The 15,826-nt window shown below is 53.4% G+C and carries 6 protein-coding genes and 1 tRNA gene; 4 read left to right on the top strand and 3 right to left on the bottom strand.

The window, feature by feature from the left end:
- Positions 1-128: 128 nt before the first annotated feature.
- Positions 129-8,216 carry a DUF5979 domain-containing protein gene (locus tag JOD55_RS02005; protein WP_204398177.1) on the bottom strand — a complete coding sequence of 2,696 codons (8,088 nt, stop codon included), beginning with the start codon at positions 8,214-8,216 and terminating at the stop codon, positions 129-131.
- A 433-nt stretch (positions 8,217-8,649) separates the two neighbouring features.
- Between JOD55_RS02005 and JOD55_RS02000 the strand changes: the two genes are divergently transcribed.
- From JOD55_RS02000 to JOD55_RS01990, 3 genes are all read left to right on the top strand, one after another.
- Complete coding sequence (locus JOD55_RS02000) at positions 8,650-8,967, top strand: hypothetical protein (protein ID WP_204398175.1); 318 nt, start codon at positions 8,650-8,652, stop codon at positions 8,965-8,967.
- 56 nt (positions 8,968-9,023) lie between these two features.
- Positions 9,024-10,325 carry an alpha/beta hydrolase gene (locus JOD55_RS01995; protein ID WP_204398173.1) on the top strand — a complete coding sequence of 434 codons (1,302 nt, stop codon included), beginning with the start codon at positions 9,024-9,026 and terminating at the stop codon, positions 10,323-10,325.
- A gap of 143 nt (positions 10,326-10,468) precedes the next feature.
- Positions 10,469-11,698 carry an MFS transporter gene (locus JOD55_RS01990; protein ID WP_204398171.1) on the top strand — a complete coding sequence of 410 codons (1,230 nt, stop codon included), beginning with the start codon at positions 10,469-10,471 and terminating at the stop codon, positions 11,696-11,698.
- A 260-nt stretch (positions 11,699-11,958) separates the two neighbouring features.
- Here JOD55_RS01990 and JOD55_RS01985 read toward each other — a convergent pair.
- Positions 11,959-12,046, bottom strand: a tRNA-Ser gene (locus JOD55_RS01985).
- 232 nt (positions 12,047-12,278) lie between these two features.
- Here JOD55_RS01985 and JOD55_RS01980 point away from each other — a divergent pair.
- Entirely contained in the window at positions 12,279-13,289 is a 1,011-nt protein-coding gene (locus JOD55_RS01980) for an NAD(P)H-quinone oxidoreductase (RefSeq protein ID WP_204398169.1), read from the top strand.
- Here JOD55_RS01980 and JOD55_RS01975 read toward each other — a convergent pair.
- Positions 13,171-15,801, bottom strand: coding sequence for an alkaline phosphatase family protein (locus JOD55_RS01975; RefSeq protein WP_204398167.1), 2,631 nt, complete (start codon positions 15,799-15,801; stop codon positions 13,171-13,173). The genes JOD55_RS01980 and JOD55_RS01975 overlap by 119 nt on opposite strands.
- Positions 15,802-15,826: the final 25 nt, after the last annotated feature.

The following is a 15,826-nucleotide window of genomic DNA, read 5'->3' as shown; positions in this document are numbered from 1 at the left end:
TATCTACTAAACCACGCTAAAGGGTAAAAATACAACCATGGGGTGGGGCGGCAACATCATTCTTCGATGTTGCCGCCCCACCCCGGCCAATTAACTCACAGCAAGTTATAGTCTCACTGCATTAGGCACTACTGCCCAGCTCGTGACCTGCGCGAAAGCACCAATCCGCCTGCTAGCAAGGCCAAGGCCACCAGCCCGAGAATCAGCACTGCCGAACCGGTACGTGCTAGCCAATCAAGTTGCGGCGTCGGTGGCACCGGATCCGCAGCAGCAGGGCGCGGCAAATCAACATTCTGACACGCCACATTATTAGCCGATCCATCGGAGTCAAACTCCATATTCACCACGTTATGGATACCCAGCGGTTTCCCATACGCATCAGTCGATCCGCACTGGAACTTCTTCCAGTCGTATAGGTTGCTCTGCTGATCGACCGCAAACGTCACGGCCACCTCAAATACACGAGACTGCCCAGGCGCCAAAGGTATTTCACTGAGCGGATCAACCTTGGCGAGCGTCCAGGCTTGACCAGCCACAACGTCGTCGCGCTTCACAGGCTCCAACGCCACCATGCCACCTTGCCCGTCCGGCCGCTGCTCTGTCACGAGCACGCCACGAATCGCCGCCGCATCAGGAATCGTCATAGTGTCCGTAACGTCCTTCAAAATTCCAGACGTCACCGACGTCGAACGATTCGTCACCCTCACCTCGTAACGCGCGGTGAACGTGCCGTCGTCATTCTTCGCAACCACGCCAGCACCTTGACCACCAGCACCTTTATCACCTGCGCCTTGACCACCAGCACCGATATTCTTCTTCTCCACAGAGAAGTTGCTCGGCACTGCGCCACAATCCCCGTCATTCACCGTGATGCCAGCAGAAGTCACGAAGGCAATATTGTGTAGATCCACAATTTCATTCGCATTTCGCTCCGTACACTTCTCTTTCACCTGCGGCAATTGGTCCGGCCGCAGCACGCCGTCGCCACTCGGATTCGAAATATTCATCACCACAGTGAACGTTTCAGACGACGCCGGGTCACTTGCGCCCAATTCACGCCTGCCGTCTTGCACGCTACCATCAGGCAAAGTCACCGGCTCCGGCACAATAACCGCATCCAGCTTCCCGCCATGATCCACGAGATTCTCTTCACCAGCAGCTACATTCGCATTTGCTCGGAAAATCTTCGTCACACCCGGCGTCGAATCCGCAGGGTTCGCATCCGGATACGTAACCTTCAAGTATTTGAGCATCACACCAGCTGGCACCTGCGGGCGGTCGATAAGCGAATACTTCGTCGCACCATTGACCGATGGGTTCGTTACCTTGATCGAATACTCCACATTCCAGGTGCCATCCCATACGCCGTTGACCATATTCTGGCTCGTACCAACGTAGGTTTTCTCCACTTGTGCAGCCGGATTGAGCGTATTCACAACGTCAATATCAGTGCGATCGCCAAGCAAATCAAAAGTGAACGTATTGTCGAGACCATCGCGCTTTTCATCACCAATAGCGCCACCATCAATCATGTACCGCACTTTCGGATCCCACTGATATTTGTTCGGATCCACAATGTTCAGATCGGTTACGGTGCGGTCAATAGCCACCCCACCCAAGCTGGTAATATCCGAACCCGGCGGAATCTCAGCCACGCTACATGCAGCGCCACGCGGAATAATACTTCCAGTAGTAACGCGCTCACCACCAGCAGTTACATCAACCGTATCGTGAATTACGGTGCCGTCACCGGCGCGGCAGATGAATCCAACCTTGTAAATCCCATCTGGTTTTGCACCCTCCGCAGCATTTGCGATCGGTGCTTTGGCCAGCGCTAGTTCACTGAACATGCGCTTAGTCTCGTTGGTAACCGCAAAATCAGCGAGCGCATCCACACGCACCACAGCCTGCTTTGCTTCGACCGGCACACTCGTAATCGGAACCGTCCACTCATAGGACGCGTCCACACTCACGGGCTGCTCCGGCCTGCTATTTTCAGTCACGGTACAGGTAGAACCAGCCAAGATTTGGGTATCGCCCTCATCAGAGAGAATCTGCGCGTTGCCAGTTCCTAGCACATACCAAGAACCTGCCTTAACAGTTCCGTCCTCGGCCGTACACATCCAACGCCCCACATACTCATTCTTGAGCGCATCAGTGGTAGCTTGAAGGGATTTTTGCACGTCACCAGTCACGTTTTTCAAAACGTTGATCGAACCGTATTCCCGAACTGCCTTGGTCACAACTCGCAAATATGCAGTACCAGAGGTGCTCGTTGGCACCGACCACAGTCCCGACTTCACTTCGAAGTCCGGATTTGTGCCTAGCGCAGCATAAGCAGCCTTATACCCCGGCTCAATCCACGACCACGAGGAGTCCTTGAACGCGTCGGCAGTTGGCGATTCAGTTCGAACCCTACAGTTCCAACCAGCAGGAATAATGTTCGCACCCGCCGCATCGGTCAAACGGATATGCCCATCAACCACTGGCAATACCACCGCCCCCTCCAAAAGATCCTTCGGATCATTGGGCGAGGTACAACGCCATGCCACTGTGAGCTCCTGCCCGGCCGTCAATACGCCTGGATTTCCCTCGAATTCAGTCGAAATTTCCACGGGTGTATACACGCGCTGCACGTCGTTGGTCACCACTGCCTTAGCCGGATCAGTGGCAGAACCAACCGTTGCCGCAGTGGCATTTCCATCGGTGATCGGATACGTCACCGACGGCGTCGTCCACGCCCATGAGCTGTCTACCAGGCCATCTGCTGCCGGCGTATCTTCGGTGACGGTACACGACGTCGTCAACGGCAATGCGTCCGGCGCAATGCCACTGACACTCGTGAGCGTTGCTGAACTTGCTCCCACGCTCGTCCACGTGCCCTTTGCTATCTCTTGACCAGCATAAACACACTGGTACGTGCCGGAGAACTCCGCCGTCGCCTTCACGGCTTTCTCACCAGCAGTCTGCGCAGCAGGCCCATATGCTGTAGCGATGTCGAGCTTGCCGGTCACGCGTTCAACGCGGTTTGTAACTTTCACGTCGATACTCTGCGCATCCATCGGCACAACGAATGTGTGACCATCGGTCAAAGCAATATCTTGCCCATTTGCGCTCACGCGATACGACGGCGTCGCCCACCGATACGAAATATCTTTCAGCGTGTCTTGGCCGAGCGCGCTCTCGGAGAGCGTGCAGGTCCAACCGCGCGGCACTGCCCGTTTAAATGCCGCAGTAGCGCCATTCGTCACGTCAATCGTGCGAGGATCAAAGAAATCTTTTGCCTCGTCAACACACGACGCGTTAATGGTGAACTTCTGTTGCGGGTCGAGCATGCCAGCAACCTCACCCTCCACAGCTTTCGAAATATTGACTGTGGATTCTTGTTGAATGATTTCGTTCTTGACGACCATCGCATTCGTGCGATCTGCTTCCACGATTGCGGAAGCTACCTCGGCCGTCGCGCCAGACTTGCCCCACACGTAGGAAGGATTGCCGACGACGGGTGCAGCCTTTGGATTCGTCGCGGTAGCGCTCGGTGCCACCTCAGTTGGCACACACGTTGAGTTCAACGGCAAGAGCGTATTGGCTTTGGTCAAATCAACGGTTTTACCTGCCGAATCCTGTGCGGTAAGAGCCACCGTGCCTGGTCCGACGATCGTCCAATTGCCGTTTACCGGCTCGTCGCCCTCATGCGTACATTGGAAAGTTCCCGAGTACGTAACATCGCGGCCGTAGTTGCTCGCCAGATCAACTCCCACAATTTCCTTGCTGAGCTGCATTGTTCCGTATGCGCGCTCGATCTTGTTCGTCACGGTGAAGGTGCCGTTATCTCCGTCGCGATTGACGAGCAAACGGTTATCGGTACCAGACGTTGGCGTTCCATCGTGCGACGACGTGTAGTCACCCCACACGTAGGAGGCATCCTTCAAGCCGCCCGACGGCGTCGTCTCCACTACTGAACACGAGGAACCCAGCAGCACGTCGAACGTGGCGGTACCGTCGTCGGCAATCGTGGCTGGTTGGAACGTCGTAGCCGTTTCACCAGGCAAACTACACTGCAAGTTCACCGTGAACATTGCTTGCCCAGCACCCACAAAGCCCTGAGCTTTGTTTTGGCTATCTACGGTCTTTTTGACCGCAACCTTGCCACGGTGCTCAGACATCACATTGGTCACCGAAACTGCAGCCTCAACAGCCTTATCAGCAGGCAAAGTGAACGTCACGCTGCGATCAGCATTGCTCACATTCGTCACGCCCGTGCCGGAAACGGCGAACTTCACCTGATCCCAGCGATACGGATCTTTGCTCGGCGGCATAGTGGCCGATTCACTAATCGTACAGGTAGAGCCAGCGGCGATATCTTGGCCAGACGACGCTTTGAGCGTCATCGAGCCGCCCGCGGTAAGCTTCTGATCCTTGTTTTCATAGACGATTCCGCTGATCGACTTACAAGTGAAATCGAAGCTGAACTGGGCTTGGGCATCGTATGCCACGCCCGCTTCGCCACCTTCAACCTGCTTGCTCAAAGTGATACCAGCGGTGTATTTCTCAATATGGTTGTCGACCGTGAGCAGCTGTTTTGCGTCCTCGCTTGAAACTGTAACCGTACTTTCTGGCGTCGTATGCAACCAGTAGAACGATGGATTATCGGCTACCGGAGCAGGCGGAGTCGATTCGGTAGCAGAGCAACGCGAGCCGAGCAGCACGTTTACCGCAGTGGCATCACTGGAAAGCGCGGCGTTGCCAGAAGTCACCGTCAAGGTGGCGAGCCCCTTGCCGACGCGCGACCACGTACCGGAAACTACTTCAGTTCCCTCAGCGTAGCTGCACTGCCACGTTCCCGAATAGGTGAGATCAGCTCCAGCATTCGGATTCGAATCTGGCACGGTGAGCTCTTTATTTATAGAGAACGTGCCATAAACGCGCTCATAGGTATTCGTGAACGTCACGCGTGGGAATGGGTGTTCGGCGTCTGTGGACTGCGCATGCGCGGTGACCACGGTACTATTGGTGGCGCCTGACGTGCCATTATGTTCCTGGCCGTACTCGATCTTCCAGCCTGTGCTTGCCCATCGATAAGACTCATCCACAAGGCCGTCCGATTTACCCCTAAGATCCGTTTCGGTGACGGTACAGTCTGTACCAGCCGGAACTTGCTTATTCGTATTGCGCCACACTTCACCCGCGCCGAGCGAGACAGTTTCCTTGTAATTCTGAGTCTCACCCTGAGCAGGGGCGTTACAGCTCACCTCAAAAGTGAACTTCGCATTCGAGTTCAACGGTTTCATATCTGGCGCTACGACCTTGGCAATCGCAATACCGCCATACGATTTCATCGTTTCGTTTTGCACGACGACGGCGCTCGAACCGTCGTCTGCGACCGTCACCGTGTTATTCGTCAACGGTTGGTTAGAGCCATCGAAATACTTGATGGCTTCGCGGTTCCAGTCGAAATCTGCCTTGAGCAGGCTTTCGTTGAAGTTCGCATCCGTCTTGGCTTCAGTGACTGTGCAACTAGCACCACGCGGAGCGCTGATTACTTGCTCCCCATCAGCAGGAACATTAACGGTGTACGAGAAGGAGTCTCCACACTTCACATCAACTGCGAAAGTGTTGGTGCTGGTGCCGGTGTAGCCACTATCGCCCGTGCCACCAGGACCAACAACTTTCTTCTTGATCGTGAGATTGCGTTTGTCCACTTCGTAAGTGTTCTTCACCGTGGTTTTCAGCGTACCGTTGTGGGTTACCTGGTTGGTAGCCTGGCCATTCGCATCAGTCAACGGTGCAATAATTGGGTCTTTCCACACGAAGTAGGGGGCAGAGAACTCGCCGTTTTGCACTTGTGGCTTATCTTCGGTAACGGTGCAGGAAGAGCCAGCGGGAACCGGAATGGTTTCGCTACTACCTGCGAGAATATTGACGGTACCCTCAAATGGTGCGCCCGACGTCGTACACGAATATTTAACAGCGAACTTGGTTGTGCCCACATAACTAGACGGAACCGAAGAATCGGCAGGCGCAACCTCTTTATGAATGCTTAGCGTGCCCATATTGCGCGTTAGGGTATTGGTAATGCGCGCTTCTGGAATATTGGTTGGGTCCGGTTGAAGCCACAACACATCATACGCAGGTTGCGCCCAGGTGTAGGAGGTGTCTTTGACGTTTCCGCTCGGCTGATCCTCAGAAATTTTGCATCGCGCTCCTGCAGGTAGATTGTTTACCACCTGCGATTCACCTGCTGCGAGTTTCACGGTGCCACCATAAGTGGTGCCGTTGAACGTTCCACACTGGTAGTTCACATTAAAGACTTTTTCCGAGCCGCCGGTGAATCCGCTTTCAGGGTCGTTGAGGACCTTCGTGAGCTTAATCGAGCCAGTTTGGTACTCGTTGTTCCAGGTACAGGTGACGTCCGCGCCGTCGGCAAGTATAACTTTGCCATCGTTTACGGCAACGTCAGCACCCTTTGCGTCCTTGCAAACCAGAGATTTTTGCTTGAATCCAACGACCTTGTCGTTCGGAGATTCCGAAAGCGCGTAGGTGCCAGACGGAACCCACTCGCTCGTGCCGGTCACGCCAGAGAGCGTAGTGTTCTTTGTAACCTGATCTTCGGAGACGCCGGTGGCATAGAGCGTCCATTCCTTACCTGTCACTGTGTTTGGGTAGTTACCCGAAAGCTCTTTCTTTAAAGTAAGCTTGGTTTTTGCCTCATACACGTTGTGGAACGTACAAGTGATCTCGTTACTCTGCGTATCGGGTGCCAGACCTACGCGCTCGAAATTGATACTACGACGAGTGACGTCGTAGTCCACCGGGACGTCACTACCTGCGGAATTGACGCACTTCATGGAATCGAGTCGCCAGCCAGTAGAATCCTTGCCGCCGAGTGGATTTGGCGCATCTTCAGTGATTGTGAAATCGCTGCGACCAACGAGGAAAGAATACGATTCCGACTTCGCGGTGCCTGAATCGCCCAGCGCCGTCGGTTTAAGATTTGGGATTGAACCGTTCTTTAAGAAGGTTTTGCTCGATGAGAGAGTGGATGGCGAACCAGCAACTTCGGCAGATTTCACGCCAAGAGTTTCGGAGAACGAGAACTCTGGAATCGTCACATTCTGCGAGTTTGCATCGGCAGTGGCCGTCTTTTTGATTGTAAGAATGCGCTCTTGGTTAAAGGAACCGTAGAGGCAGCCATAGGAAACCTGGTCCTCTTTAGTGACGAATGTATTAACCGGCGCAGAGTTAGCCGGTGGCGTATCAGGGCAGGTGCCATCAGCATCTGGCACAAACCCCCACAACACTAGGCGGTAAGGTACACCGTTGGAATCAATAACGATCTTCGTTGCGGTCGTTTTGTTAATGCGCAAAATATCGTCGGAAGCAGGATTTTTGTTAGCGGCGCCTTTGAGACCTGGGTAATAGTAGTACTTTGAATCTATCCCGTACCACCCATTTGTGTCAGTATCTGCATACATGTCAAAGGTGCCGTACCCCTCACCCATGTACTTGTAGCAGCCCCAATCTCCATTTTCATTCTGAGCCATAACACTACCGTCATAGCAGTAGTACGATCCTGGAATACCAATTGGGGGTGCTATGTAAATATATGCACCTCCGGTGTGGTCTATTGCCGAAGGAACTTCATTATTCGGAGTTTCTTCCTGATCAAAAGGGAAGCTTTCGATATGTCCATTGATGTTTAAATCAATTGAGCCGTGCACGAAACGGTGTTTGGTTTGAATTGGGAAGTTATTGTGGCGCATCGTACCCACTAAGAACTGCGAACCAGCCTTGACATCTCCCGGATTATTGGCTCGGAAACCGAGAGCCGAAGTATCACCCACAGAGATATAGTACGAACACGAGGCGCTATAGCCACGCGATACATACGACCATAAATCCTGTTTTGTGGCGATCTGCCATAGCGGTGCAGAAGTCGTATCGGCGTAATAACTCGAACCATATCCATAGTGAACACAGTCATCTGCTGAATAATCAGGGGATTTCTGTGTCGATTCGTCATTCACGGAAATTTGACCCATCTGGCCATATACGTCACCAATTCTGAGCACATCCGCACCCGGCTGCTCTTGAGCGGCTTGCGCTGAATGTGTGGAATCAACAACCAACGCTGTGATGATCGTCGTGAAAAATACTATAAGCGCACTGAGAAACGCTAGTGCACGCTGAGAAACTGAATAAAATGGCGAGGCCAAGCTTTCAGGCTCACCACTTTTTGGGCGCTGATACATAAGAACTCCGAATTATTCCGAATGAAAAGATTTATATAATGCAGGGCGTTGTAGCTAAAGTCCACCTATTTGCTCTATTACTTGGACTTTTCCGTCATTAATCGCCGAAACACATGACCGTATCGATCATCTGTTTCCGAACACGTCCGCACGCCTGTAGGGGTTCAGCAACTTTTCGCAGCCCTTACTGGAGACGTATGAAAGAATTCAATTATACCTAATCATAACATTTCCGAAATTATGTTATAGATCGTACAAATGAGACATAGTTAATTATTTATTCACAATTTATGTGTGTCGCCCAGTCACACAAAAGTCCTAATAATTTTTGATAACAGATCGTTAACAGAACTCTCTCGACCAGCCCGAATCCCACAGATTGCCATAGAATTCCCCTATGCATATGTTTGGGATAGTAGACATATCCACAATAGTCGCAACTATCGTGGTCACCGCAGCCATATTTGGTTGGACGATTTTCGCCCTGCCTTATTTGTGGATGCGCAATACCAAACGCCGCGACCTACTCATTCAGCAAGGAGAATCTCCTCGCTTCCCCAACTGGGCATTCACATTGACTCACCACCTCAGCCAATTCTTTTGCCTCACCTTATGCTGCATTAGCGCCATTGCTTTAGCAGCAATCCTCGCAAACCACCACACTCTCATGTTTCCCACATGGCGTGCACTCTTCTATCAACTCGGAATCATCTAAGGTGAAATTCTCTTCACTTCCACATCACCCAAAACCACAATTCATGAGGAACAGCAATGCTCGACTTTGGTCTACGTGACACAGCGCCGCTCGTCGTCGCAATATGCATATTCATTTTCGCTGCTCTTTGGGTGATTATTGGCATTCCGATCCGCTGGAAAAAGCGGCTGCGTAACACAACTCCGACACAAGAATCTTATAAATTGAGTGCGCGGTATTTTGTCGAACAAGGCTTCTTCGTGATCCTATGCGCGTTCTCAGCAGTGGTTGCGCTATTTCTCATCATCAACCGAGCTTCGGTATGGTACGGCACGTGGAACGACATCTTTAACAAAACAGATTCAACTCCCACAATCCGCGTCGTAACTGGCAATTCGATACTTCCCCACGCCGATACGAGCGATTCTCCTGCGCCTAAGACCCCGCCGTCGGAAACACCATCGTCGTCATTCATGGACCCAGGAAGCAACGTGATAACCCTAGCGAAAGGCGTGGCATCGGCGTCGTACGTGCTCGACTCGGTACCGATCGACTTCAGTGAGCTGCAAAAAGACCCTCTCAACAACCCCGCATTTGCGAAGTATCAAAAAGAAAAACGCGGCGTTTGGATTCGGGCAAAAATTGACGGACAAGGCGAAGAAGGCGACGGACGTACGCTAATCTACCTGCCGGCGTCGTATCTCACCGAAACAAATAAGGCATATCCAGTGCTCATTGCACTGCATGGGATACCCGGTTCCATTTTGGAGTACCGCGACGCGCTCGACGTCGATCATTACTACGGCAAAACGGTACGTAACGGCACTAACGCCGAGGCGATTATCGTGGTACCGGAACCGTTCCCGCAGAATCTCGATACCGAATGCATGGACGTGCCCGGTGTGGCGATGGAAACCTGGCTGACGTCGATTTTGCCCGCATGGCTGAACCAAAATCTGCGCACCATCCACGATCGCAACTACTGGGCAGTTGAAGGTTATTCCGCAGGTGGCTGGTGCAGTGCGATGTTGGCGATACGTCATCCAGATCTGTTTGGAGCTGGAATTATTAAGGCTGGATATTTTGCACCCCTCTACGAAGAGGGGGACGAATGGAATAATCCGGACGATCCACGCTATCAGCTCAGTGAGGTTGTGAAGAATAAACCTGCCGTGAAACTTTTCGTCGTCACAGGTGAGCAAGACGAATTGTTTAGGGACAGTTACGAAGAGTTTCGGCAGAATGTTCAATCCCCGACTGAGCTCACTGAATACGAGATTTCGGGAAGCACGCATCGGTGGGAGATTTATCGGCAGAGTTCGATTCCGGCGTATGAGTGGCTGGGCAGAAATCTGAAAGGGTTTGCGGCGCAGTCATAATTCGCAAGGTGGCGATCGAGGCGCGAGTTGTGGCGGTTGATGCGCAAGGCCGCGGGTCGCGTACATGCGAGGCGGGAGGCTGCGGACGTATGCAAAAAGTATGCCATTGGTCAAAGCACTGCCGATAACGATATTGTTTTCACATGCCGCACCAACAAAACCCACGTATTTTGCGACTAAGTCGTCGCTTTATGACCGCCGGCCTGGTCATTAGCGTGATGGGCAATCGCGTCATTGATGGATCCTTCGATTCGTTAACTGCCTTAGGAGTTATACCCGTCGCTCTTCTTGCTCTCACAGAACAGCTTGGAAAGCTCATCGTCTTTCTTTTCCCTGCTTATGCGCGCATTTTACGCCGATTCAGTCCTGACTTAGCGCTGATAACCACCGATCTCACTGAAGCGACCCTCTCGTGTGCGGTGATCGCCGGAATTCTTATTTTCCCCGATGCTGCAAGCTGGCTTGTGCTTGGATATGTGTGGTTCGACCTCCTGCTCAGCCCTATACCCGATCTCGCCGACGAGTTTTACGCCGAATCGCTTGCGGCAGCAGACGTATCCGAGACCTTGGCATTCAATACCTCGGTCGATTCGCTACTTGCTTTTACAGGCTTCGTCGTGTTCAGCCCGCTCGGAGCGTTGCTCGCCGATGTCGATATTGCGGTTGTGTTTGCGTGCAATATCGTATTATCGCTGATAGGAGCCGCAATGCGGTGGCGTTCACGCTTCATATGCCCGATTCCAGCTCCCCGCGAGAGCGTCGACGCCGGCGATTACGCTGCCACTGGAGTGCGGCTTCCGCTGCGGCAGTTTTTCGCCGAGCTCTTTACATCTGGAGCGGCTTCACCGCTTCTATCTGCAATTATTGGCGTGGCGACAGCGTGTACAGGTTCTCTTTTTCTTGTGTGGGTATCTCGACTAACCGAAAACCCTGCTCGTGGAATGGCGATCGCGCTCGTCTGTTTCGGTCTGGGTGCTACGGTAGGACCACAGTTAGCAAGAGTTGCAGCAAAAGGTACGTCTACACAACGATTACTGCAAGTAATTGGCCTTGCCGGCGCACTTTTCACGGGCAGTTTTGCGGTATTAACGAGCATATGGGACGTGACTTACGGCATCGCCGTCGGATTCGTGATCGTCATGGCAACTCTCTCACGAGCACGACTGAGCCTACTCACAACGCATCGACAAACGACATTCAAAGGTGAAAAGTTCCGGCGCATTATGAGTTGGTCATACACTTTTGGGGCAATAGGAGGAATTGTGGGGATTCAGTGCGCGACGATGCTCAACGTCACTCAAACTCCTACCGCGACGCTCACGCTCGCTGCGGGATGTTGGCTAGGGATCGCAGCTGTTGTCACCTCGAAATAAGACCTTGATGCCTGAGTGATACGCCGGCGCGAAGTGTAGTGGCCGATGCGCGAGGCCGGAGGTTGCGGACGTACGCATGTACGGACTGGACATAAGACCGCAGGTCACAGATGCGTGTGGGCATATATGCGCTTAAACAGGGGGTACAAACCCCGCACCCCATTGCAAGTTGGCGCTTTTTAGGCCTTTAATCCACCGCCCATTTTCCCGCGAAAACAAAAGAAAATCCCCGCCAAATCAACGATTTGGCGGGGCACTTGCGGAGAGTGGGGGATTCGAACCCCCGATGCGGGATCGCCGCATAACGGTTTTCAAGACCGTCTCATTCGGCCGCTCTGACAACTCTCCTTGCACGTCACCAAGCCGCTGATCTGCTCACTTTTCTTCTCGCTTCGAAAAGTTAGCTCTGATCAACGCACAGCCACAATAACGTGCCTTACGATTCTAAACGAAAATTGCTCAACTTAAAACTTCGCGTGCACCGATCTCAGTTTCCCGCCAGAAATCACACTAGCTACACACCCCTCAAATTCCCTCAACAGCACTCCCATACTCACCCAACCTTTGGCAAGATGTAAACATGAAAGCTATCCGCACCGTAGATGAAAAGCCCACCCTCAGCGTCGTCCCTATTCCTAAACCCGGACGCAACGAAATCCGGATCAAAGTTGCCGGCGCGGGCATCAACCGAGCAGACCTCCTGCAAACGCAAGGGAAATATCCCCCACCACCAGACGTAACAGACATACTCGGCTTGGAGGTCTCCGGCGTCGTCGACGCAATCGGCACGCTCGATCCCGAGCTGCACTCTCACCCCTGCGCCATCCCAGGCACGCAGGTCATGGCCTTACTACAAGGCGGCGGATACGCGCAATACGTCACCGTCGATCTCCGCCTCGCCTATCCCGTCCCCTCACACCTCGACCTCACCGACGCTGCCGCACTACCCGAAGCACTCGCTACGGCTTATTCAAACCTCGTTCTAGCAGGCGGTATGCGCGCCGGGAGTCGCGTACTCATTCACGGCGGCTCGGGAGGGGTAGGCACGCACGCCATCCAACTCGCCAAAGCCCTTGGCGCGCAGGTGTTCACGACGGCGGGCAGCGCATCTCGCGTCCAGCGCCTACTCGATCTTGGCGCAGATCACGCTATCGACTACCACGAGCTAACTGAGGAAACGCAACTGGCGCAGTGGACCCGTGAGCATACCGACGACGCAGGTATCGACGTCGTGCTCGACGTTATGGGAGGTAACGGGCTTGACGCGAACATACGCACCCTTGCCGACGGCGGAAAAATCGTTGTGATCGGCACGCAAGGTGGCACACGCCCTCAGTTCAATCTGACGCGACTCATGGTCAAACGCGGCTCAATCATTGGCACTACCCTGCGCTCACGACGTCTGCATGAACGCATTGACGTGCAGCAACGCGTGTCACGTGACGTTATCCCACTCGTCACAGAGGGCAAAATCAAGCCAGTGATTGAGCGGATTTACCCTTTTGAACAGGTTCAGGATGCTCATGACGCGCTTGTTCGTGGCGAGGTATTTGGAAAAGTCCTGCTGCAAGCGCCGGCAGAAGCAGAATGAAGCCCATTCCGGGAATAACTATTCCCGAGTCATTTACCAAGAAAGCAATGGTCAGGCACGTGCCGACAGCTATCAGCGTGCACACTTCCACCGATTCCATCAGCTTTCCGTACAGTTTGCGCGCGGCAGGAATAATGACGACGACGATCAGCACCACTCCGGCGAGCGCCACCCATCGGTGCGAGGATGTAACGAGAAGTCGGAGGTTAACCGCGATTTTCCGCGCGATTATTTCACTTGCCTCGCCATCTAGTATGGATTGCACGAAATTTCCCAGATGCGTGCGGGATTGAACTGGACGCAGCCAGTCGATGGTAGCAGTGCCAAAAGCGACCACAATGGCAGCCAGGCTCAACAGTCCAATCTTCTTCCACGACGGAATTATCCTGCCCACTAGCAGCACAAATAAGGCAATCGCTGGAACGAAAGCAAGCGCTCCACCAAAATCAGCACCCATAGTCGGCCACACGCCAATAGCTGCTGCTACAAGCGGCACCACTGCGCTGGCGAGTGCAGCGAAGATTCGTTTCCACCCGCGTCTGATCAAGCAGTGCGCCAAGAATCCGGCGAAAATCAATATTCCCGTCGATAGCAGGGCAAATGGTTCATTGCCCAACCCATAAAAACGGGCACCTAGTAACGTATTGAAGCCCATCGGGGCATCCGACATCACTTTCGCCCCGGTTGCCGTATCAATGACCAGCGCAATTCCGGTCGTCGATCCAATCACGACAAGCGGAAGAAGTATATGGAATCGGAACAAGAAAAATGTGCCAGTGGCAATGACGAGCGCAAGCAGCCACGTCGAGGTGATAATCGCAAATTGCGGATCGCTCGCACGCCACCAACCGTACGTCATGGTAACGAAATGCGAGGCCACCGGCACACTCGAAATCGTCAAGCCCATCACGCCAAGAATTGTGGCAACCCACGGTTTCCTTAAACGTGCGCTCAGCGAATACGAGGTTTTCCGCAGTACTCGTGCGAAATTTGAGCTGTAGATTTTGCGCCTCTCACCAGCGCCAGCGCTCGCGTTGCCAACACCAGTGCTCGCGTTGCCAGCACCAGCGCCAGCACCCGCACCCGCGCCGCGAAAGACCCCAAAAAGTAGTCCGCACGAAGCCGCAATGAAAACAATCGCCGACCACGTCATTTGAACATAGAATCCGCCCCGAACCTTGCGAATTTCGGCAGCCTGCAAGGCCATATCCGCTAAAGAACTGCGGCGCATTTCGAAGCACGAATCGGCAGCGCACGAGCTGAGGTCACCCAATGGCACGTTTTGGATTGCTGTTCCGGGAAGTTGCGGGGCAGACGACGATGCGCCAATTCCTCCTGCGCTATCCTCCGTAGTTCCCCCTGTGGTCTCCCTTGTACCCCCTCCTGCAATAACCCCTGCATTTTTGAGGTGTTCTAGCACAGTCGGCAGAAGCGAAGCGTAAGTAATATTTCCGGTTTGGCGCACTTGTGCACTCCAGGCAACAGTGTTACGTGCCACTTTGCTATTTCCAGCGGAAATAAATCCAGCTTGCATGGATTCCGTCGAGCCAAGACCCTGCAGCGAAGCGAAAACCACCAATGTACCTGGATCTAGTTGTTTCATCAGCGCTTCAACTCGTTGCGCGTTATTCTTTGCCTGGATGTCACGGTAGATCAACGCCGGTAAAAAGTCTGCTCCCGCGCGTGTTTCGGGATCGTTCAGAGGCAAGCGCGTGATGAATAGTGATTTTTCGTTGGCAGCGCTTTGACGATCCGGATCAAGCGCAAAATTACTTATCGAAGCGTCAACGATGGTGAGCTGCTTTGTTAACGAAGAATCGCGAACTTGCTTGGCAAATAATTCATTTCCCAATGCCGCTTCGTGGTAATTATTGGGGGCCTTACCGTGCCGGTTGGCTGCGATATATGCCGCTTGGTTTCCTATGGCCGCGAAATCGACCTGGTGCTGCTCGAGAATTTCGCCAAAACTTCCCAAGGTGAGGTGAGGTGATTCCTCGGCTGCCCGAATGGCGATTGACCCCCAATTGAGGAACTCAGAACCGTAAAATACGCTCGGCTCAATGCACGTCGGCCGGCGAGAAACAGAGGTCTTCGCCACCTGCCCACCTGCGCCCATAGCTACTGCGACATCGATAGGGCACGTCCAGTCAGATAACGACGGCGGAATCACGTTAAACATCGTGCCCGCTGCGGCCCACTGTGCGAGCGCCGGAGTGTTCTGGGTATTGATGTAATCCCAGTTCAACGAGTCAGTGAGAATCACGACGACGGGCTTAGGGCTCACGTTCTCAGCGTTGCGCCCTGTGGCCGGAGTCGTACTATTAACCGCCGACGCTGTGCGACCAGCCAGCGGCACCGTACTATCAACCCTCGGTATCCTACTATCAGCCGCCAGCGTCGCATCACCAACCATCGGCAACGCACCACCAACCGCCTGCGCCTTTACCAGAGCACCAAGCCAAAATTGCGTAATAAGCAGGAAAAATACAGCTACCCCTAACAGCAGTCGCACTACTGCATGCTCAAACGGCTTTCGA

Source organism: Arcanobacterium pluranimalium (assembly GCF_016907845.1).
In the GTDB taxonomy this organism is placed as follows: domain Bacteria; phylum Actinomycetota; class Actinomycetes; order Actinomycetales; family Actinomycetaceae; genus Arcanobacterium_A; species Arcanobacterium_A pluranimalium.
Note: the sequence above shows the minus strand (reverse complement) of the source record. Positions and strands in the feature narration are given on the sequence as shown.